Annotated in this window: 19 protein-coding genes; 12 read left to right on the top strand and 7 right to left on the bottom strand. The window is 57.0% G+C overall.

Translation table 11 applies throughout. The annotated features are described in order from the left end of the window. Positions 1-226 precede the first annotated feature (226 nt). The 5 genes from ACHZBS_RS03010 (at position 227) to ACHZBS_RS03030 (ending at position 5,209) form a co-directional block, all read left to right on the top strand. Positions 227-385, top strand: coding sequence for a hypothetical protein (locus ACHZBS_RS03010; protein ID WP_319405051.1), 159 nt, complete (start codon positions 227-229; stop codon positions 383-385). Between the two features lie 401 nt (positions 386-786). Next, entirely contained in the window at positions 787-1,209 is a 423-nt protein-coding gene (locus tag ACHZBS_RS03015; protein WP_319405052.1) for a DUF2914 domain-containing protein, read from the top strand. 5 nt (positions 1,210-1,214) lie between these two features. Next, entirely contained in the window at positions 1,215-2,657 is a 1,443-nt protein-coding gene (locus ACHZBS_RS03020; protein WP_319405053.1) for a diadenylate cyclase, read from the top strand. A gap of 69 nt (positions 2,658-2,726) precedes the next feature. After that, positions 2,727-3,641 carry a MoxR family ATPase gene (locus tag ACHZBS_RS03025; RefSeq protein ID WP_319405054.1) on the top strand — a complete coding sequence of 305 codons (915 nt, stop codon included), beginning with the start codon at positions 2,727-2,729 and terminating at the stop codon, positions 3,639-3,641. 140 nt (positions 3,642-3,781) lie between these two features. Beyond that, complete coding sequence (locus ACHZBS_RS03030) at positions 3,782-5,209, top strand: VWA domain-containing protein (protein ID WP_319405056.1); 1,428 nt, start codon at positions 3,782-3,784, stop codon at positions 5,207-5,209. A 240-nt stretch (positions 5,210-5,449) separates the two neighbouring features. Here ACHZBS_RS03030 and ACHZBS_RS03035 read toward each other — a convergent pair whose 3' ends face one another. Genes ACHZBS_RS03035 through ACHZBS_RS03050 form a run of 4 tightly spaced genes read right to left on the bottom strand, consistent with a single transcriptional unit; the run spans position 5,450 to position 7,769 of the window. Continuing rightward, positions 5,450-6,349: a hypothetical protein gene (locus tag ACHZBS_RS03035; protein WP_319405057.1), complete on the bottom strand. Its 900-nt coding sequence runs from the start codon at positions 6,347-6,349 to the stop codon at positions 5,450-5,452. Positions 6,350-6,409: 60 nt separating this feature from the next. Continuing rightward, entirely contained in the window at positions 6,410-6,730 is a 321-nt protein-coding gene (locus ACHZBS_RS03040) for a hypothetical protein (RefSeq protein ID WP_319405058.1), read from the bottom strand. Continuing rightward, positions 6,730-7,296 carry a glycogen-binding domain-containing protein gene (locus ACHZBS_RS03045; RefSeq protein ID WP_319405059.1) on the bottom strand — a complete coding sequence of 189 codons (567 nt, stop codon included), beginning with the start codon at positions 7,294-7,296 and terminating at the stop codon, positions 6,730-6,732. Before ACHZBS_RS03045 ends, ACHZBS_RS03040 begins: the two co-directional genes overlap by 1 nt. Next, positions 7,293-7,769, bottom strand: coding sequence for an RNA polymerase sigma factor (locus ACHZBS_RS03050; RefSeq protein WP_319405060.1), 477 nt, complete (start codon positions 7,767-7,769; stop codon positions 7,293-7,295). Before ACHZBS_RS03050 ends, ACHZBS_RS03045 begins: the two co-directional genes overlap by 4 nt. 545 nt (positions 7,770-8,314) lie before the next feature. Here ACHZBS_RS03050 and ACHZBS_RS03055 point away from each other — a divergent pair. Together ACHZBS_RS03055 and ACHZBS_RS03060 are read left to right on the top strand one after the other, a co-directional pair. Then, positions 8,315-8,593, top strand: coding sequence for an integration host factor subunit alpha (locus tag ACHZBS_RS03055; RefSeq protein ID WP_319405061.1), 279 nt, complete (start codon positions 8,315-8,317; stop codon positions 8,591-8,593). Positions 8,594-8,639: 46 nt separating this feature from the next. After that, positions 8,640-9,269, top strand: a complete 630-nt coding sequence (locus tag ACHZBS_RS03060) for a phage holin family protein (protein ID WP_319405062.1) — start codon at positions 8,640-8,642, stop codon at positions 9,267-9,269. Here the strand turns inward: ACHZBS_RS03060 and ACHZBS_RS03065 are convergent. Continuing rightward, entirely contained in the window at positions 9,257-9,604 is a 348-nt protein-coding gene (locus ACHZBS_RS03065; RefSeq protein ID WP_319405063.1) for a hypothetical protein, read from the bottom strand. The two genes, ACHZBS_RS03060 and ACHZBS_RS03065, sit on opposite strands and share 13 nt — an antisense overlap. Before the next feature lie 512 nt (positions 9,605-10,116). Between ACHZBS_RS03065 and map the strand changes: the two genes are divergently transcribed. Beyond that, the gene (gene map / locus ACHZBS_RS03070) at positions 10,117-11,016 is read left to right on the top strand and encodes a type I methionyl aminopeptidase (RefSeq protein ID WP_394707961.1); all 900 of its coding nucleotides are present in this window, start codon (positions 10,117-10,119) and stop codon (positions 11,014-11,016) included. A gap of 211 nt (positions 11,017-11,227) precedes the next feature. Here the strand turns inward: map and ACHZBS_RS03075 are convergent, their stop codons facing one another. Both ACHZBS_RS03075 and ACHZBS_RS03080 read right to left on the bottom strand, forming a co-directional pair. Then, positions 11,228-12,094, bottom strand: coding sequence for a rhomboid family intramembrane serine protease (locus ACHZBS_RS03075; RefSeq protein WP_319405065.1), 867 nt, complete (start codon positions 12,092-12,094; stop codon positions 11,228-11,230). Positions 12,095-12,245: 151 nt separating this feature from the next. Next, positions 12,246-12,584: a hypothetical protein gene (locus ACHZBS_RS03080; RefSeq protein WP_319405066.1), complete on the bottom strand. Its 339-nt coding sequence runs from the start codon at positions 12,582-12,584 to the stop codon at positions 12,246-12,248. 207 nt (positions 12,585-12,791) lie between these two features. Between ACHZBS_RS03080 and ACHZBS_RS03085 the strand changes: the two genes are divergently transcribed. The 4 genes from ACHZBS_RS03085 (at position 12,792) to ACHZBS_RS03100 (ending at position 19,297) form a co-directional block, all read left to right on the top strand. Continuing rightward, positions 12,792-13,454, top strand: a complete 663-nt coding sequence (locus tag ACHZBS_RS03085) for a TetR/AcrR family transcriptional regulator (protein WP_319405067.1) — start codon at positions 12,792-12,794, stop codon at positions 13,452-13,454. 108 nt (positions 13,455-13,562) lie between these two features. Continuing rightward, a complete protein-coding gene (locus ACHZBS_RS03090; RefSeq protein WP_319405068.1) occupies positions 13,563-15,671 on the top strand; it encodes an SDR family NAD(P)-dependent oxidoreductase in 2,109 nt (702 codons plus the stop codon). A gap of 34 nt (positions 15,672-15,705) precedes the next feature. Then, entirely contained in the window at positions 15,706-18,078 is a 2,373-nt protein-coding gene (locus ACHZBS_RS03095) for an SDR family NAD(P)-dependent oxidoreductase (RefSeq protein ID WP_319405069.1), read from the top strand. Between the two features lie 10 nt (positions 18,079-18,088). Next, positions 18,089-19,297, top strand: a complete 1,209-nt coding sequence (locus ACHZBS_RS03100) for an acetyl-CoA acetyltransferase (RefSeq protein WP_319405070.1) — start codon at positions 18,089-18,091, stop codon at positions 19,295-19,297. Positions 19,298-19,301 lie beyond the last annotated feature (4 nt).

Below are 19,301 nucleotides of genomic sequence, written 5' to 3' on the forward strand. Positions count from 1 at the left end.
ACAAGGCAAAATTCGGCGAATAAGCGCAGTTTATGGGTGATAAATGAGCATTTTGAGCCGAATGTTAACGCTGTATGGCCAAGCGCAATAGTTTTTCAACACCCTTGCTAAAGGAAATCCGAAAACCGGCGATACCATAATCAACGAACCACAATGGTCGCCAACGGCGATTCGCCTATCGCCCAGGTGCACCAACTCGCTTTTTCCATTTAAAGGAGCGCTGGCCATGGATAAAAAAAAGGAAATCGTCTTTTTCGACGATCTGGGTTTCGGGTGGCTGTTGGAGGCAGATACACTTCGAAAAATGCGGGATAAGGAATCTATCGAACAGATACTGATCCAGCGGTCTCTGGCTGAACTGCTCCGCAAAAGAAAGCCCTTATGACACTGGAGCCGTCTATCTGTCCCGGATCCATTTCCCACAGCACCTCCACCCCTTTCTGCCGCTCCACCCCCGGCAGCCAACCCCGAGCACCCCTTTCAGTTCTTTGAACCCCGATAGCGAGCGAATTCCCCGCGGCTTGCAGCGGGGTTAGCGAGCGATCGGGGAATCGATTTTCATCCTTACGGTGTTGCGCAGCACTGCCGTTACCGGCAAAAGATTCCCCGCGGCTTACCGCGGGGAATCTTCAATTGAAAGATCTCTCGTTGAACACACCCATACCCATTCGGTTGCTTCGAAGCGCTTTGCATCTGCCTGACGAAGCCCATGGGATATTTCGTGCAATCCGCGGCTGGTCCTGTTTTCTTCTTGAAAAAAAAAGCGATTGCGCTACTGTGGACGCTATGAAGAATACAATCCGAAAATTGAGCTGGGTCTTTTTCCTGGCCGTGGTGGTTGTCTCTCCGAAGGCGTTGTGGAGCCAGGACGCAAAGGCTTCCAATAAACTGACACTGGTCAGAGCAGTCATGTGCGAGAGCATCGCGGAATACGCGCCAGCCAACCCGGCCGTTGTTTTTTCCATAGAATTGGGCCGGGTATCCTGCTTCACGGAATTCGACCCGGTTCCCGAAAAAACTTACATTCAACATAAATGGTATCAGAATGACAACCTGATCACCGAAAAACGGTTGACCCTCAACCCGCCTAAATGGTCTTCGTTCACCAGCGTACAGCTCAGGGAATCGGACAAGGGACCCTGGCGGGTTGAGGTTACCGATGAAAACGACAAATTGATGCGCACCCTGCGCTTCAGTATAACGGACTGACCCCTATGGAGCCGTTGATTCAATTTCATACCGGGCTGCGCTGGCAGGACGTCGTCGATATCCTGCTCAACAGCTATATCCTGTTCAGGCTTTATGTGCTGTTTCGGGGTACCAATGTGATCCGGATGATCGGGGCCATTGCCATGCTCTGGACGCTGGAACGGTTGGCGGTGAACATGGGCCTGATCGTCACCAGCTGGGCCATGCAGGGTATCATCGCCGCCGCCGCCCTGATCGTTATCATCGTCTTTCGCAACGAAATTACCAGTGTGTTGCAAACCCGCGACTTCAAATCCTTTTTCTGGGGTATTCCCCAGCGTCAGATCCAGACCCCGGTGGACATCATCGTGGAGAGCGTCTACGAGCTGGCCCGCCGCAAGCTGGGCGCACTGATCGTTCTGCCGCTCCAAAAAAGCATTGATACGGTGGTGCAAAGCGGTATTTCCTGGCAGGGCAAACTCTCGCGGGAGATGCTGCTGAGTATTTTCTGGCACGGTACACCAGTGCATGACGGTGCCACGATCGTCCAGGGGGATCGAATCGTGGAAGTCGCTGCCATTCTTCCTCTCTCCAAAAGAAACGACCTGCCCTCCTATTTCGGCACCCGGCATCGCGCCGCCGTCGGGTTGGCCGAACAGAGCGATGCCGTGGTAATCGTGGTTTCCGAAGAACGGGGTCGCGTCACGGTGTTTAAGGACGAGTCGATCATCCCCATCAACGACAACATCGAACTGGACCGGGTGCTGCGCAAGCACACCGGTGAGGCAACCGCCTCCAACGGCCTGAAACGACAGACTCTCGAACTGGGTATTGCCGCCATGATCTGCCTGGCCAGCATCACGGGCATCTGGTTCAGTTTTGCCCGGGGACTCGAAACCCTGGTAACCCTGGAAGTTCCCGTCGAATTCATGAATCGGGATCCCAAGATGGAGATTTTTTCCGCGTCGGCCAGCAGTGTCAGGCTTCAGCTCAGCGGCTCGGGAACCCTGATCAAATCCGTTCGTCCCGACCAGGTAAAGGTAAAACTCAACCTGGCCAACGCGGTGGCCGGAAAGAATCAGGTACCCATCGCCCGGGACAGCATCGCCCTGCCGCCGGGAATTCAGCTCAAACAGGTGGATCCCCAGGCCCTGGAGGTCAACTTGGACATACCGGTTGAAAAGACCCTTCCCGTTCAGGCGGACTGGACCGGCAAGCTGGCCGAAGGACTGATTCTGGAAGATGTCCGCATGGTGCCGGACAGTGTCAAGGTGGTGGGCGGCAGTCTTATGCTCCAGGACATTCAGACCATATACACCGAAAAAATCCCCCTTGAGGGTATCACCACCGGCGGCACGGCAACGGTAAGCTTAGTGCTTCAGCCCTCATCGCTGAAGCTGGAAGACGGCGCCAGAAACCGCGTTGACATGATCTATAAGGTCAAAAAACGCCCGGCCGCCTCATCCTGACACCTGCGACCACCCGCAGCAGATCCGTGACCTGCTTTTTCCACCCACTCAACAAGGAGAAGGGAAACCATGTCTTTTTCCAGTGTCGCTGACACCCTCACCGCCCTGGAAAGGGCCGGATACATCTGTACCCGTGAAATTGCCACGGTTGTATTTCTGGCCGCCTGCACCCAAAAGCCGGTCCTGGTTGAGGGGCCTGCCGGGGTGGGCAAAACCGAACTGGCCAAAGCCGTTTCCCACAGCCTCAGCCGGCAGATGATCCGCCTTCAGTGCTACGAGGGGCTGGACGAAGCCAAGGCCCTGTATGAATGGGAATACGCCAAGCAGCTGCTCTATACCCAGATCGTCAAGGACAAAATCGGCGAGGTGGTGTCCGGTGCCGCCAACCTCCCCGACGCGGTGGAGTGCATCGCCGGCCAGGAAGATGCCTTCTTCTCCGAGCGGTTCATGCTGCCGCGCCCCCTGCTGAAAGCCATCCGGTCCGATGCGCCGGTGGTGCTCCTGGTGGATGAGGTCGACAAATCCGATCCGGAGTTCGAAGCCTTTCTGCTGGAGGTGCTCAGCGACCACCAGGTCACCATTCCCGAACTGGGCACCTTGAAAGCCGTCCATATTCCCTTCGTGGTGCTCACCTCCAACAGCTATCGGGATATGAGCGACGCCCTCAAGCGCCGCTGCCTGCATCTGTATATCGACTACCCGGACGTGCAGACGGAATTGGCCATCGTCCGCAAAAAAGTTCCCGGCATTGCCGGCGGCCTGGCCCGCCAGATGGTGGACGCCATGGCCCGCATCCGCTGCATGGATCTGAAAAAAATCCCCAGTATTTCCGAAACCCTGGACTGGGCCCATGCCCTGATCGCCCTTCAGGTGGAGACCCTCTCCCCTCAGGCAGTGGCCGACACCCTGAACGTCATCTGCAAGCACAGGGAAGACGCCCGCCAGGTCCGGGATCAGGCCAGGCAGGTCGTCAACTTCGGTTAATCGACACCCGCAGACAAAAGGGATTGGCTTTTAAAAAAGTGGATATCCTTCAGCTCAGACGGATTCGTAAAAAGCCCGAGATCAAGGCTTGCGAATCCAGAGGAATGAGGCGTACTGGTCGTACGCCGCAGTGACGAGGGATGAAGCGTAACGCAGGTTTCGGGCTTTTTACGAATCCGTCAACAATGGTCAACTTGATTTTACAATTCGCTGCCTGCGCCCGGGCCGCGGACCTGCGGATTTCCACCGCCGAGGTACTGGATTGCCTGGCCCAGATCCCCCTGGTGGACCTGCTGGATGAAAAGCAGGTGAACGCCGTCCTGCGGGCTAATTTCGCCAAGAGCCGGCGGGAGCAGCATCGTTTCGACCACCTTTATCATCTCTTTTTTCATGAACTCCAGGTCAATGAGGACGTGGCTGACGCCGGTTCCCTGGCAATCCACAGCGACGCCATCCGGGACAGCCTCAAAGCGGTCGCCGGTGACCATCCCGAACTGGCAGCCATTTCCGATTTCATTGCCGGTGATCCGTCGGCCTATCTGCAGCTGCTCCGGGAAATCCAGACCGAAGGTGACAGCCGGCGCCAGGGACCGGGAAGCAACCTGGGTGCGCTGGTGCGCCGATTTCCGGTGCTGCGTGCCCTGGATCGTGCAGCCGAGCTGGTGGATCGTTTTCTGGCCGACCATCGGGATGAGATTCACTGGGAAACCCGCCAGCAGGTTCAGCGGCACCTGAAACGGCGGATGGCCGTCGCCCGCAACCTGCTCACCCGTGAGGAGGTGCCGGACACGCCCCTGATCCGCAAGCAGCCGACCGGTGACGACCGCAAAAAGGGGATAGGGGATCTTGCCTTCAACGCCCTTTCCCCGTCCGAGGTTATCCGGCTGCGCGAGACCATCGCCCGCCTGGTGAGAAAACTGAAGGACACGGCGGGCCTGCGATATGCGGCCAGAAGCCGGGGCATACTGGATGTGAAAAAGACCCTGCGGCGGGCCGCCCGATACCAGGGGGTGCCGGTGGAGATCGTCTTCAGGAAAAAGCCCCCGCGTAAAACGCGGCTTGTCGTCCTTTGCGACATCTCCGGTTCGGTCTGGTCGTCGGCCCGGTTCATGCTCAACATGCTCTACTCGCTGCAGGAATGTTTCGACCGGGTCAGAAGCTTCGTCTTTGTGGCCGAAGTGGTCGAGGTGACCCGTTTTTTCGAAAACCACACCGTGGACCGGGCCATTGAAAAAGTGCTCACCGAAGCCGGCATCGATTACAGCGCCTCCACGGATTACGGGTTGATGCTGCGCCAGTTTCGCCGCCTTCACATGGACGCCGTCAACAAGAAAACCACGGTCATCGTCATCGGCGACGGCCGCTCCAACTACGCCAACCCCGAAGTCCGGATAGTGGAGGAAATCCGCAGCCGCTGCCGCCGCCTGATCTGGCTCAACCCGGAAACGGAACAGTTCTGGTACTCAGGCGACAGCGAAATGCGAACCTATCAGGCCATCTGCAATGAGGTCTGGCCCTGCCGCAACCTGAATCAACTCTCCGCTTTCATCACGGACCTGATGCTGTGACCTCCGATCAAACCCACGGCGAATGGCTGAACGAAGCGATGTTCTGTCCCAAAAAATAATCGGGCAAACCACAGCGGACCGTTGAAACGCAGTTGATCAAGGCTCCTTCCGGATAAAATTATCTGCTCAACGGCATAAAACGATCAATCCCCAGCGGCCCAGATGTTGACCGACGGGTGGTGGCATCAACGGCTTGACGGACGGGAGGAACCGGATCCGAATGAGTGGACGGATTAAGTCCTATTTTGATCCACCGCCACCGCTGCCTGATCCACCGCCACCGCTGCCCGATCCACCGCCGCCGCTGCCCGATCCACCGCCGCCGCTGCCCGATCCACCGCCACCGCTGCCCGATCCACCGCCGCCGCTGCCCGATCCAGCAGAACCTGAAATACCTGCGTTACCTCCCTTGCCGATGGCACCGGCATGTCGGCTGGCAATTTGCTGAGGCGATGTTTGGTGGGCCTGTTTGGCGATCTGGTGACGCAGTTGCTCCATTTCCTGATGGGTGTATTGATTCCGCAATGCCTGGCACAGGGTATCGGACACATCTGAAGGCGGGACACCCAATCGTACCATGGTGCGAACGGTCTGCATGGTCTGTTTAACCAGCTCGTCGTTCTCCGCCTTATTTCGTGTATGCTGGCGATTTTGGACCTGAAGTTGCGCCACCACCGTTTCCATATCCTCGGGTTTCATTCCTGCCGCCATGCTGTCGGCGATCATCTTGGCCATGCTATCTGCTGATTTCTCATCATTGGAGAGGGTCCTGGCCATATGAAATCCGAATGCCTGGCGGCTGCTCACCGCCTCCATGGCTGAGACTACGCTTTGCGCTTGCGCCTGTTTGGCCATTCCTTCCATGGCTTTGCTCATCACCGGCTCCGTCGGGAGTCCCTCCTTGGCGCAGTTCATCACCACCTGCTGGGCCCGGAGAATGTTTTCAGCCCTGAAGCGGTGGTGGTGCATCGCCGTGAGCATGTTGCGGGCAGCGGCGGCCGGCACACCTGCGGCGCTCATTTCCCGGGTCTGTGTTTCGATCTGATCCCGGACGTGTGCGGGAAGATCCGTTTCGTCTGAGGCATAGCCCAGCGAGGTGAGGATAATAAAGACAACAATCGACAAATAAAGGTTCTTCATGGTCAACCCTCCTTTTTGAAACAGCATGTTTATCCTCACAACGTTCATAATCGGGAAAAGTTACATCTGGGGGTCATAGATACATGTTTTGGAACCGAAATCATCATTTTCCTTCATCGGACAGTCGGGTAGAAAAAGTTCGCCGTCCACCCGATAAAAATATTTAAAACTCTCATTTGCCGGTAGCGTCACCTCCCAATACCCGGCAACCTTTTTGGCCGGTCGGGGGCTAAATCCATCCAGGGAACAGGCCAGTATCACCTGTTCTGCCTCCGGCTTTATGAGGATCAGGGTCGTGTTGCTTCCATCGGTCCGATAGTAGTGGGTCCCGCAACCGTATAAAAGGGATCCTATAAATAGGGCACATAGCAATCGTTGCATCACACCCGATCCTCCACGTTCAAAATGGAATTCTCCCCGCCATAATCATCCTTTTCACGCACGGGCAGGGTAGGGTCCGCCATCTGCCTGGAGCCGTCGAGGATATAGGCAAAACGGTGCTCACCGGACGGTACGTGAAGCTGAAGCGCCCAATACCCGCTGTTTCCGATAGGTTCCATTGGTGTTCGCTGCCAGCCGGTAAATGATCCGGCCAATTCCACCTGATGGGCGGACGGTTCATAGATGACGAACCGGTTGAAACACTGCGCGGGCGCGCAGGTCGTCGCCTGGTTGAACCACAGCAGTCCGGCTGCGGCAAAACCGACGGCCGCATAGATTATTGGCTGCAGTATTTTCCCGAACCAAAGTCCGGTCACTGCCGACACCGGCGCTCGGGTGGGAAGCGTCGATGTGTCCGGCGGCATCCGCAACAGCTTTTCCTGGTGCAGAAGCGAACAGGTCTCCTGGTAAAAAGGTGGATCCGAATGAATCTTGTCAACAAACAAAACTTTTTCATCGAGATCCAGTTCATTGTCGATATACATGCTTGCAAGATAGTCCATCATTCACCTCCTGAAGCCAAGATTTCTCTCAACTTCCTGCGCGCCCGATGCACCTTAACCTTTATGGTGGACGCGCTGATGTTCAATACGTTGCCAATCTCCCGGTAGGATAGGTCCCCGGTGGCAATCAGGGAAATCAATTCCCGATCCGGTCGGGACAATTTTTTGATAGCCGCCAGCATATGCTCAAACGCCTGCCGGTCCATCATCTGCTGTTCCGGATTTTTACACGAGTCTTCGAGATCGCCTGCATCCAACGATTCACGTGTCTGTTTGCGAATCGTGTCCAGTGCCGCGTTACGGGCTATGGTATACAGCAGCGGGCGGCTGGCAATGCTGTCCTTATAGTGTGACAGATAGCGGGCGAAACTCTCCTGGACCAGATCACAGGCCAGGTGATAATTGCCGGTCATCCGCAACAGATAGGCAAATAGACTGTTTTTATTCTTCCTGTAAAAACCGTCGTAGTCGTTCACAATAAACCAATAACGCTGCTGCGCAATAAAGGTTACACCCCTTCAGCAACTTTTTTCAGATCGGAAAACTAAGTGCACCTATTCATAAATACGAAGGTATGGCTGATACTGGCCGCGACCCCGTACCATCTTCCTCATATCCGGGTTGCCGCCATCACGGGATTTGATCCATTTAGCGCGGTGAGACCGGCTAAAATCCATCACATTTTCAAAGCGATGCCTGCCATGGGCCGTCACCGGTCATCGATCCTGCCAGACCGAATGTCGCCCACCCCGCCATTTTTTCTGGTATTGTATTTTATTATAATTATTTCTGATAGTTAAATTGTTTTTCGTTGAATCGCATCCTTGGCCCACTTTGCCACAAGTACTTAATTTTCTATATTTTCTTGACAAATGGGCGAACTCCTGACATCAAGTTAACCGTAACAGCAGCAAATATCATTTACAATTTAGATGGTTAGCAACAAACGTCGCTGCCGGATGCAGCATCAATCGACTCGAACTGGAAATGGGTAACATAAATTTAGAGGGGAGCAAGCAGCATGAGTCTGACAAAAGCTCAAATTGTAGAAAATATTCAAGATCAAACCGGACTCACTAAAATCAAAGCTACCGAGACAGTTGAAACCCTTCTTGAGATCATCAAAGCATCCCTGTCTACCGGGGAAAACGTTCTGGTCAGTGGTTTCGGAAAATTCTGCGTAAAGGACAAAAAGCAGCGCAAAGGAAGAAACCCGGCCACGGGTGACGAAATGATGCTGGACGAGCGACGGGTGGTCACCTTTAAATGTTCAGGAAAATTGCGCGACAAGATCAACTGAATGCAGTTGTTATCGGCATGCTAATCCCCTTTGTGAAAGAAGCGCCATGAAAGGCATCGTCGTCCGGTGGCTGTGCTTGACGGTTGCCATTTTCATGGCGGCATATATGATCGATGGCATCCGTGTATCCGGGTTTCCCTCAGCCATCCTGGCCGCCGCCGTACTGGGTATCCTGAATGCCTTTTTCCGTCCCATCCTGTTGCTGCTCACCCTTCCCCTGAATATTCTGACATTGGGGCTGTTCACCTTTGCCATCAATGCCATCCTGCTGATGATGGCATCCGGCGTCATCCGCGGCTTCGAGGTAGATGGCTTTGGTTCCGCCCTGCTGGGAGCACTTTTCATCAGCGCCGTCAGCTGGCTGCTCACTTCGTTTATCAGCGAACGGGGAACCGTTCAATTCATCGATCTGAAGCATAAGGGCGAAAACCACTGGAGTAATTGCGACGCACGTACCCCCCCCAATGGTTCAGCTCTCCGTCGGTCCTTCCCGCAGCATGACAATGTGGTCTTTGATTTCCTTCATCACGAAATAGCGCGTCAGGGCATCGGCGATCTCCGCCGGTGTCGGTTCCACACCGGTCACCTGGTGGATGAAATCCGAAACGGTATCCAACGCATCGGCCAGGACGATGTCTACTGTTTGACGGGGATTCATGGCTGTCATCCGATATAGGGTTTTCCGCACTCTTTGCAGCGGCCGTCGGGTCCGATGACGCCGATGCAGCTTTCATCGGCACACAGGGTTCGATTGTTCCAGGAATCATCGGATCCGTCTGATTCGTCCGCCGGATCGTCGTCGATACGTGCGTCCGCTTCCGTCATCGGCTGCTCCGCAGGCGATCCGTCCGCGTCCTCATCAGCCGTATGGGCGTCGGTCACCGGTGAAGCCAGTTCGCCGTCGTAAGGCATGCCGCACACCTTGCAACGGCCGTCGGCACCGATAATGCCGATGCAGTTGCCGTCACTGCACAAAACGCGTTGATCCCATTCATTTTCCGACTTACCCATCCTTCGCCTCCTGTCACGAGCAAAATGGTTTGACAGCCATAATAGCCACCCAGTTAAAAAATTTTTGCCCTGGGTCCGGCCGCAGAGAGCGGGGCAACCGACCGCTTTGGCGGTTAATAACACAAGCGTTACCGGTTCTCAAACAGACAAACCCGTTCACCCATGAAAAAAAATGTTAAAGTTTTCAGAGCAGGGACCGATAATATTATTAAGTGCAAAAACTGTTGCACTATACTCCTCTCCGCTCCTCTTCCTTGAAAAAAGGCGGCCAAATCGGCCGCCTTTTTTTATTGATACGAATACCGGTCACACGCTTCGTTGTGGACTTTCGCTGGCAGACCGCCCTGCTCTTCCAACAATAGGTTGAATATGGGGTTCGCACCGGTTTTCATCTTCCCTGATCATGAGTGGCTACCGACATTAGGGTTTGACAGCCACGGACCGATTCCGATACATATTCATACAAAATGGCGTCAATACCCCAACCATCGGATCCGGCGGCAAAAAAGAGGATGTCAATCGTGAAAAACAGAAGTGATTCCGGGAAAATCAGCCGAAATGCCCTCTGCCCCTGCGGCAGCGGGAAAAAATACAAGCGTTGCTGTCTCAACAATCCTTCATCGGAGCAGACATCGGACCGGCAATACGCTAAAAAACACCGAATCCGAATCAAAACACCCGAACAGATCGAAGGCATACGGCGGGCCGGCCGACTGGTTATCGACACCCTGGATCTGGTGGCCCCCCACATTCAGCCGGGGGTGACCACCGATGAAATCAACACCATGGTTCACGAGTTTACCATCCGGCACGGTGCGATTCCCGCTCCGTTGAATTATCGGGGCTTTCCCAAAAGTGTGTGCGTAAGCATCAACGAAGTGATCTGCCATGGAATTCCCGGAAATCGGATCTTCAAAGATGGCGACATCGTCAATGTGGATGTCACTTCCATCCTGGACAGCTATTACGCCGATGCCAGCAAGACTTTTTTCGTAGGTACCCCCGGTGCCGACGCCCAAAAGATAGTCAATGTCTCCAGGCAGTGCCTGGCCGAGGGCATGGCCGTGGTGAAGCCGGGCAATACCGTCGGCGATATCGGATATGCGATCCAGTCATACGCTGAAGGACAGGGGTGTTCGGTCGTCCGGGAATTTGTCGGCCATGGCGTGGGCGTCGATTTTCACGAAGCCCCCCAGATCCCCCATTACGGCAAACCGGGGTCAGGCGTGCGGCTGGTGCCAGGCATGGTGTTCACCATCGAACCCATGATAAATTTAGGGAATAAAGAACTGCTTGTCCTTGACGACGGGTGGACGGCGGTTACCAGGGATGGATCCCTTTCGGCCCAGTTTGAACAGACCCTGCTGGTCACCGAAACCGGCGTTGAAAGCCTTACCCCTTACCCGCTGTAGCCTCGGAATATTTTGACCGCGGCAAATACAATCCCCACACAAACAGAGCCCAATACCAATAGTCATAACGTCCGACCTGAAATGGTAGGGTGGGCGTTCGGATCAAGGCCACAGGATAATTGAAACCGGAGGCGCAGCAGCGCTACGGTGAGGATTTCAAGCATCCGAAAACGCAGATTAAGGCTCCCACGATGCTATTCCTGGCTGGGCATTAGTTCATCACCCCACGTATCCAGGACAGCAGGAGGGTCAATGCGGCTAGGACGCCGCACAGCACCTGCCCTTTGCTTCCCAGCGGGGACCCCATCCACAGCCGATAGGCGCCCCCCATCAGAGCACCACTAAAAAATCCGAACAAATGGGCTGCCAGGTCGCTTCGGGCACTGGTTCCTAAAAAGACCAGCAGCGCCACACCACTGCCAAATACCAGGGCCGTTCGTTTCCAGCCCTTACCGGTTTTAGCGGCGTTCACCGCCTGAAAAGCACACAGGATGCCCACGGCACCGAAAACGGCTGTGGATGCGCCCACGGACAGATGCCCGGTTTCATATGCAAATGCATTCATCAGATTGCCAAAAATTCCGCTGGCCAGTATCATCAGCCACCCGACACCAGAGCCGGTAACCCCGCAAACGGCTCCACCGAAAAGTATCATCCCAGCCATGTTTCCGGCAACATGGGCGGCATCGGCATGCAACACGAGGGCGGTGGCACACCGGTACACCTCGCCGTCCACGATGCGGCGTGCATTGGCACCGAAAACATCAAGATAATCCTCAGGTGCGGAACTGGCCCATACGGCCAGGTGAATGGAAAACAGCAGAAGCGCTATGGCAATTCCGGAAAAGTGGTTGAATGTCGGATGTCTGCGGGATACCGATGCATCCGGTTCGGTAGCGGGGTTTTCAGCCTGATAGCGACCAATGACATCCCGGGCCGAATCGACATAGGGTTCCGGCACATCAATGCGGAAGCCATCGCTTGACCGGGTCACCCGATTGCCGATTCCTGAGGCATTCAGCACCAGGCTGAACGTGTTAGCCTGTTCCTGGTTGAGGGAATGGAATACGGTAACCATCGGTGACCTGGAAAAGTTATGCCCCATGGAGCGGCGGCTCGGCGACGGCTGCGAACCCGGCCGTTTGGGATCAGGCGGGTATCATACCGGAACAGGGAAAGTGCTTTAAATGGATACGTGGGAAATGGCGCGACAGTTTCAGTCTCGCGGGTCAAAAGTCCTTCATATCGTCGTCGTCATCATCATCATCGTTATCCTCGAAGTCACTCTCTTTTTTATCGGAGGCTTCATCGGTTGCGGCCAGCCGAGCCTCGGCAGCTCGGATAAGCGCTTCTTCCCTGGCCTTTTTCCTTTTCTGGGCCACTTCCAGTTCATGGGTCTGCTTGGCGGCCTCAACCGCTTGGCGGGCCAGTTTCTCGCCACCCAGCTGCAGATAGTCCACCACCGTTTTAATCAGCTCTTCATCTTTTCTCAGATCCACGGGAATCCGCCGCGAAACCCGCTTGAAAGAGCCCATCAGATCTTTGGGAACGTCGTTCTGGTCGATCATGTATCTCTCCTTGCATCAATATTACGGTGGCTGCATTATAAGTCCCTTGGTAAAAAAGTAAAGCCATTGGCCAACAAGTTCCATTTTTTGAAAGAAAAAGTCGTTGACATTTGATAGCGTCTTGCTTAATGATCCATCAAATGATGGAAACATTAGTTGGGACGATTTTGTCACCCCTTTCCAAACGTCCGGGAGCCCGATAGCCCCATGCCATCCCCCCTCGAAAAAGCCAGAAAAAATCCGGACTCCAACAAGGCCAGGATATTGACTGCCGCCCGGCGGCTGTTCGGCGAATACGGATTCCAGGGCACCACCACCCGCATGATCGCCAAGGCGGTAGGCATCGACATCTCCACCTTGTACTACCACTGGGGAGAAAAGGCCGACCTTTACGAGGCGGTGATCATCGACCTCAACGAGGGAATCGAAACGCAGTTCAAGATCATCGAACGACAGGCCAGAGGCAGGAGTCTGGCCGACCGCCTCGGCATCGCCATCGACGTCATGTGCGACTATCTTCACGATACACCCGAAGTGTCGAACCTGCTGCTCCTGGGTTATTTCAGCAAATCAAAAAACGAAGTGAGCCTGGACGAAAAAGTGGCCGGTCACATCGCCAACATCGCCATCGCCATGGGCCTGGCCACCGATAAGCGGCATGTCACCCCCCAGGCCAAGGCGCGCATCATGACCCTATGGAATTCCGTGCTCAACTTTATTTCCGGCGAGAGCTTCTTCCGACCCATCCTGGGCGTGGACAAAACCGCTTACCTGGATGTGGTCAAGGAGACCCTGAAGTTTTTACTGATTCCGGCTTTTACGGGCGGAGCTGGCGACGGTGGATCGACAATTCCCGAAATTCGTCAATAAAATCAACGGCTGCAACCATTACCCGAAAGGCCGTCAAAAGCCTGAAAACGGCTGTCACGGGTCGCCACTGACTGTCATACTCACCCAACCATGCAAGGAGGAACCACCATGGCGCTAAACATGGATGCCATCGGTAAACTCATCGGCCCCATGAAGCGGGATTACACCTGGAAGGATGCAGTCCTGTATGCACTCGGCGTCGGTGCGGGGTTTTCCGAACTGGACTACTGCTATGAAAAAGACCTGAAAGTTATCCCCAGCTTTTCCATCGCGATGATCTTCGACTTCCTGTCACAGGCAGCCATCGCCTCCAACGTAAACCTGGCGGGCATCCTCCACGGGGAGCAGGAACTGATTTTCCACAACCCCATCCCCCCCGAAGGCACCCTGATCACCACGGGCAGAATCGTGGACTACTTTGACAAAGGCAAGGAGAAGGGTGCGCTCATCGTCGCCGAAAGCGAAACCGTCCACTCCAGCGGGAAGAAGCTGTTCACCAACGTCATTACCGTCTTCGGGCGCCTTGACGGCGGCTTCGGCGGCAAGGACCGCAAAAAAAGCCCGGTGGACTTTCCGGACCGAGACCCCGATTTTATTGTGGAAGCAGCCCCCTCCCCGGATCAGCCGCTTCTCTACCGGCTCTCCGGTGACATCTTCCATCTGCATGTGGACCCGGAATTCGCCAGGATGGCCGGATTCGACATGCCCATCATGCACGGCCTGTGCACCCACGGGTTTGCCTGCCGGGCCCTGATGGCCTCTCTGGTGCCGGGTCAACCCGAGCGGGTCCGCCGGCTCGCCTGCCGTTTTTCCAAGACCCTCTACCCTGGCGTTCCCATCAGGACCCTGATCTGGAAGACCGCCGACGGCAAGGCGGTCTGGCGCACCGTCAATGCCGAGAACGGCCAGGTGGTCATCGACAACGGCGAATTCGAATACGGTGACATTCCCAGAGATGAGATTCGCTTTGACAACCGAGTTGCGGTAGTCACCGGCGCCGGTGCGGGCCTGGGCAGGGTCTATGCCTTAGCCCTGGCCCGGCGGGGCGCCCGGGTAGTGGTCAACGACCTGGGCGGCAGCCGGGACGGGGCCGGCGGAGGTTCATCCTCGCCGGCGGATCAGGTCGTCGAAGAAATCCGGGCTGCGGGCGGGGAGGCCGTGGCCAACTATGACAGCGTGGCCACGGCCGACGGGGGCGCCAACATCATCAAGACCGCCCTGGACGCCTTCGGCACCGTGGATATTCTGATCAACAACGCCGGTATTCTGCGGGACAAGAGTTTCGTGAAAATGACACCGGAAGCCTGGCAGGCGGTGCTGGATGTCCACCTCAAGGGGGCCTACAACGTCACCCGGCCCGCCTTTGCCGTGATGAAGGAAAAGGGATACGGACGCCTCATCATGACCACCTCGGCAGCCGGACTGTACGGCAACTTCGGCCAGACCAACTACGCGGCGGCTAAAATGGGCCTGGTGGGCCTGATGAACACCTTGAAGCTGGAAGGCGAAAAATACGGCATCAGGGTGAACACGGTGGCCCCCATCGCCGCCTCCCGGCTCACCGAAGACGTAATGCCGCCGGAAATGTTTGCCAAATCCAAACCCGAATTCGTCGCCCCGCTGGTGCTCTACCTGTGCTCGGACCGATGCCCGGTAAGCGGCAACATCTACAATGCCGGCATGGGCTTTTTCAACCGGGCGGCGGTGGTCACCGGGCCGGGCAAGGTCCTGGCCAAAGACGATCAGCTTCCCACCCCCGAAACGGTGATGGCCAACCTGGAAGCCATCTCGGATCTGACCGGCGCCAAGATCTACCACGACCTCAATGCCCAGGTGGGCGACGCGTTGATGGCTTTCCAGGCACCGGCGGCGAAATCCCCGGTCAAGGAATCGAAAGGGTTTTCGTCGGTGCCGGCAGTCTTCGACGCCATGCCCGGCGCCTTCGTGGCCGAAGCGGGAGCCGGGGTGAACGTCGTGTTCCAGTACGCCATCGCCGGCGCCGGGGAATGGCATTGCACCATCAAGGAGGGGACCTGTACGGTGGCCGCCGGCCTCCATGACAGCCCCACCTGCACCCTGAAGATCGCCGACGAGGACTTTCTGAAAATGATGAACGGCCAGTTGCCGCCCATGCAGGCGTACACCTCGGGCAAGCTGAAAATAGAAGGGGATATCATGAAATCCCAGCTGATCGAAAAGTTATTCAAATTAAAATGAAAACGAAATGATGAACCATAGATAAGGAGTAGATATGGTTGGAATTACCGCTTACGGCGCCTACATTCCCCGACTCCGGCTGGACCGGATGTCCATTTTCCAGAGCATGGGCTGGTTCGCCCCGGCTGTGGTCATGGTGGCCCAGGGCGAGCGGTCCATGTGCAACTGGGACGAAGACAGCCTCACCATGGCCGTGGCCGCCTCCAGGGACTGCCTGACGGGCATGGACAAATCACAGGTCGACGGCCTTTACCTGGCTTCCACCACCCTGCCCTTTGCCGACCGCCAGAATGCCGGCATCGTGGCCACGGCCCTGAATTTGAGGAGCGACATCATCACTGCGGATTTCACCGCCTCCCAGAAGGCGGGATCCGGCGCCCTGATCACCGCCCTGGATGCGGTCAAAGCCGGCGACCGGCATCAGGTCCTGGTGGCCGCTGCCGACCGCCGTGAGACCCGGGCGGCTTATTTCTACGAAATGTGGTTCGGAGACGGCGCCGCCGCCCTGTGCGTGGGTGACGAGAACGTCATCGCCGAATTTCTGGGCAGCCATTCGGTTTCCTACGATTTCGTGGACCACTACCGGGGCACCGGGAAAAAATATGACTACATGTGGGAAGAGCGCTGGGCCCGCGACGAAGGCTATGCCAAGATCATCCCGGAGGCCGTGAACGGGCTTATGGACAAGCTGGGCATCACCATGGACGACGTGGACCAACTGGTGTTTCCCTGCTTCTTCAAGGCCGAGCACCGTAAAATTGCCGCGCTGTTGGGGGCCGGTAAAGACAAGGTGGCGGACAACCTGCATGAGGTCTGCGGGGAGACCGGCACGGCGCACAGCCTGCTCATGTTGTCCGCTGCGCTGGAAACGGCCAGTCCCGGAAACCGGATCCTGGTGGCCGGTTTCGGCCAGGGATGCAACGCCCTCTATTTCAAGGTTACCGAAAAAATTCTCGACCTGAAGGGCCGCAATGGAGTCAAAGGGTGTCTGGAAAACAAGAAGACCATCGACAATTATCCGAAGTTTCTCAAGTTCCGGGATCTGATCCAAACCGAGATGGGCATCCGCGCCGAGGCCCCCACCCAGACGGCCATGACCGCCCTGTGGCGCAAGCGGCAGATGATTTTAGGGCTGGTGGGCGGGCGCTGCCAGGCGTGCGGCACCGCCCAGTTTCCCAAAATGGACATCTGCGTCAATCCGGGATGCGGGGCCCTGCGGACCCAACTGGATTATGAATTTGCCGACGTTCCGGTTACAATCAAGACCTTCACGGCGGACCTGCTGGCCGTCTCCGTGGACCCGCCCCACTGCTACGGCATGATTCAGTTCGACGGCGGCGGGCGCTTTATGGCCGATTTCACCGACTGCCAGATGGATGATCTGAAAGTCGGCCTGCCCATGCGCATGGTCTTTCGCAAACGCAGCGAGGACCGCGAGCGGGGCTTCGTCAACTACTTCTGGAAGGCCGCACCGGTTCCCGGAGCCAGGGAACTGATGAACCGGATCCGCTTCGACGGCCAGGTCGCCGTGATCACCGGTGCCGGCGGTGGGCTGGGTCGCGCATACGCCCTGGAATTGGCCGGCCGGGGGGCCCGGGTGGTGGTCAACGATTTCGGCGGCGCCCGCGACGGCGCGGGCAGCGGTGACCGTTCACCGGCGGACCGGGTGGTGGAAGAGATCCAGGCGGCGGGCGGCCAGGCCGTGGCCAACTACGACAACGTGGCCACCGTCGAAGGCGGCGAGAACATCATTAAAACCGCCCTGGAAGCCTTCGGCACCGTGGACATCCTGATCAACAACGCCGGCATCCTGCGGGACAAGAGCTTCACCAAGATGGAGCCGGAGAACTGGGACGCCGTCATGGCCGTCCACCTCAACGGCGCCTACAACGTCACCCGGCCGGCCTTTGCCGCTATGAAGGAGAAGGGTTACGGACGGATCGTCATGACCACTTCGGCGGCCGGACTCTACGGCAACTTCGGCCAGACCAACTACTCGGCGGCTAAGATGGCCCTGGTGGGGATGATGAACACCTTGAAGCTGGAGGGTGCCAAATCCGATATCAAGGTCAACACCGTGGCACCCTTGGCGGCTTCCCGGCTCACTGAAGACATCCTGCCGCCGGAAATGTTCTCAAAGATGAAACCGGAGCTGGTTGCCCCACTGGTGGTCTACCTGTGCAGCGATCGCTGCACCGGGACGGGCGCGATCTATAATACGGGCATGGGGTTCGTGAACCGGGCCGCCGTCATGACCGGGCCGGGAACCCTGCTCGGCGACCTGGAACATCCGCCCACGCCTGAACAGATTCACGAGAACTGGGACCGGATCAACGCCATGGAGGATTCCAAACCGCTTCCGGACTTGACTTCAGCTCTTATGGACCTGATGACCTCTGTCCAATAAAGGAGGAACCATGGCAACAGGAATCAAGGACAAAGTAGCAATCATCGGCATGGGGTGCACCCGGTTCGGCGAACGCTGGGACATGGGGGCTGAAGAGCTGATGGTGGAGGCCTTCGAAGAGTGCCTGGCCGATGCCGGCATCGAAAAAAAGGAGATCGATGCCGCCTGGTTCGGTTCGTGCCTGGAGGAAATCAACGTGGGCAAGACCGCCATGCCCTTGTCCACCACCCTGCGGCTGCCCATGATCCCGGTGACCCGGGTGGAGAACTATTGCGCTACCGGCACCGAGGCGTTCAGGGGTGCGGTTTACGGCGTGGCGTCCGGGGCTTACGACATCTGCCTGGCCCTGGGTGTGGAAAAGCTCAAGGACACCGGCTACGGCGGCCTGCCCAACTTCGGTTCCAGTGCCGGTACGCTGGTCTGGCAGTGGTGGCCCAACCTCACCGCCCCGGGCTCTTTCGCCCAGCTGGCCAGCGCTTATGCAGCCAAATACCGGGTCAAGGATATCGACCTGAAACGGGCCATGGCCCACGTGTCCGTCAAAAGCCACGACAACGGGCTGCTCAACCCCAAGGCCCACCTGAGAAAAAAAGTCAGTGAGGAGCAGGTCATGGCGGCGCCCATCATCGCCCACCCCCTGGGGCTCTTCGACTGCTGCGGGGTCAGCGACGGGTCGGCCTGCGCCATCGTCACCACGCCGGAAATCGCCAGGAGCCTGGGCAAGGCCGACATCGTTTCGGTGAAAGCCCTACAGCTGGCCCTGAGTTCCGGTGAGGAAATGGGCTACAACGAGTGGGACGGCGACCATTTCATGACCACCACCACGTGCAGCAAAAAGGCCTACGCCGAGGCGGGCATCACGGATCCCCGGGAAGAGATCAGCATGATGGAGGTCCACGACTGCTTCTCCATCACCGAACTGGTCACCTACGAGGACCTGCACATCTCGGCCCGGGGCCAGGCCGTTCGCGATGTGATGGATGGCTTCTACGACCTGGACGGCGGCGTGCCCTGCCAGGTGGACGGGGGGCTCAAGTGTTTCGGCCACCCCATCGGCGCTTCGGGCCTGCGCATGCTCTACGAAATGTACCTGCAGCTGCTGGGTCGGGCCGGTGAACGGCAGCTCAAGGACCCGCGCTTCGGACTCACCCACAACCTGGGGGGATTCCCGTTCCAGAACATCTGCAGCATCTCCATCATCGGCAGATACGGGAGCTGAGGGC

Origin of the sequence: uncultured Desulfosarcina sp. (assembly GCF_963664155.2) — a bacterium.
In the GTDB taxonomy this organism is placed as follows: Bacteria; Desulfobacterota; Desulfobacteria; order Desulfobacterales; family Desulfosarcinaceae; genus Desulfosarcina.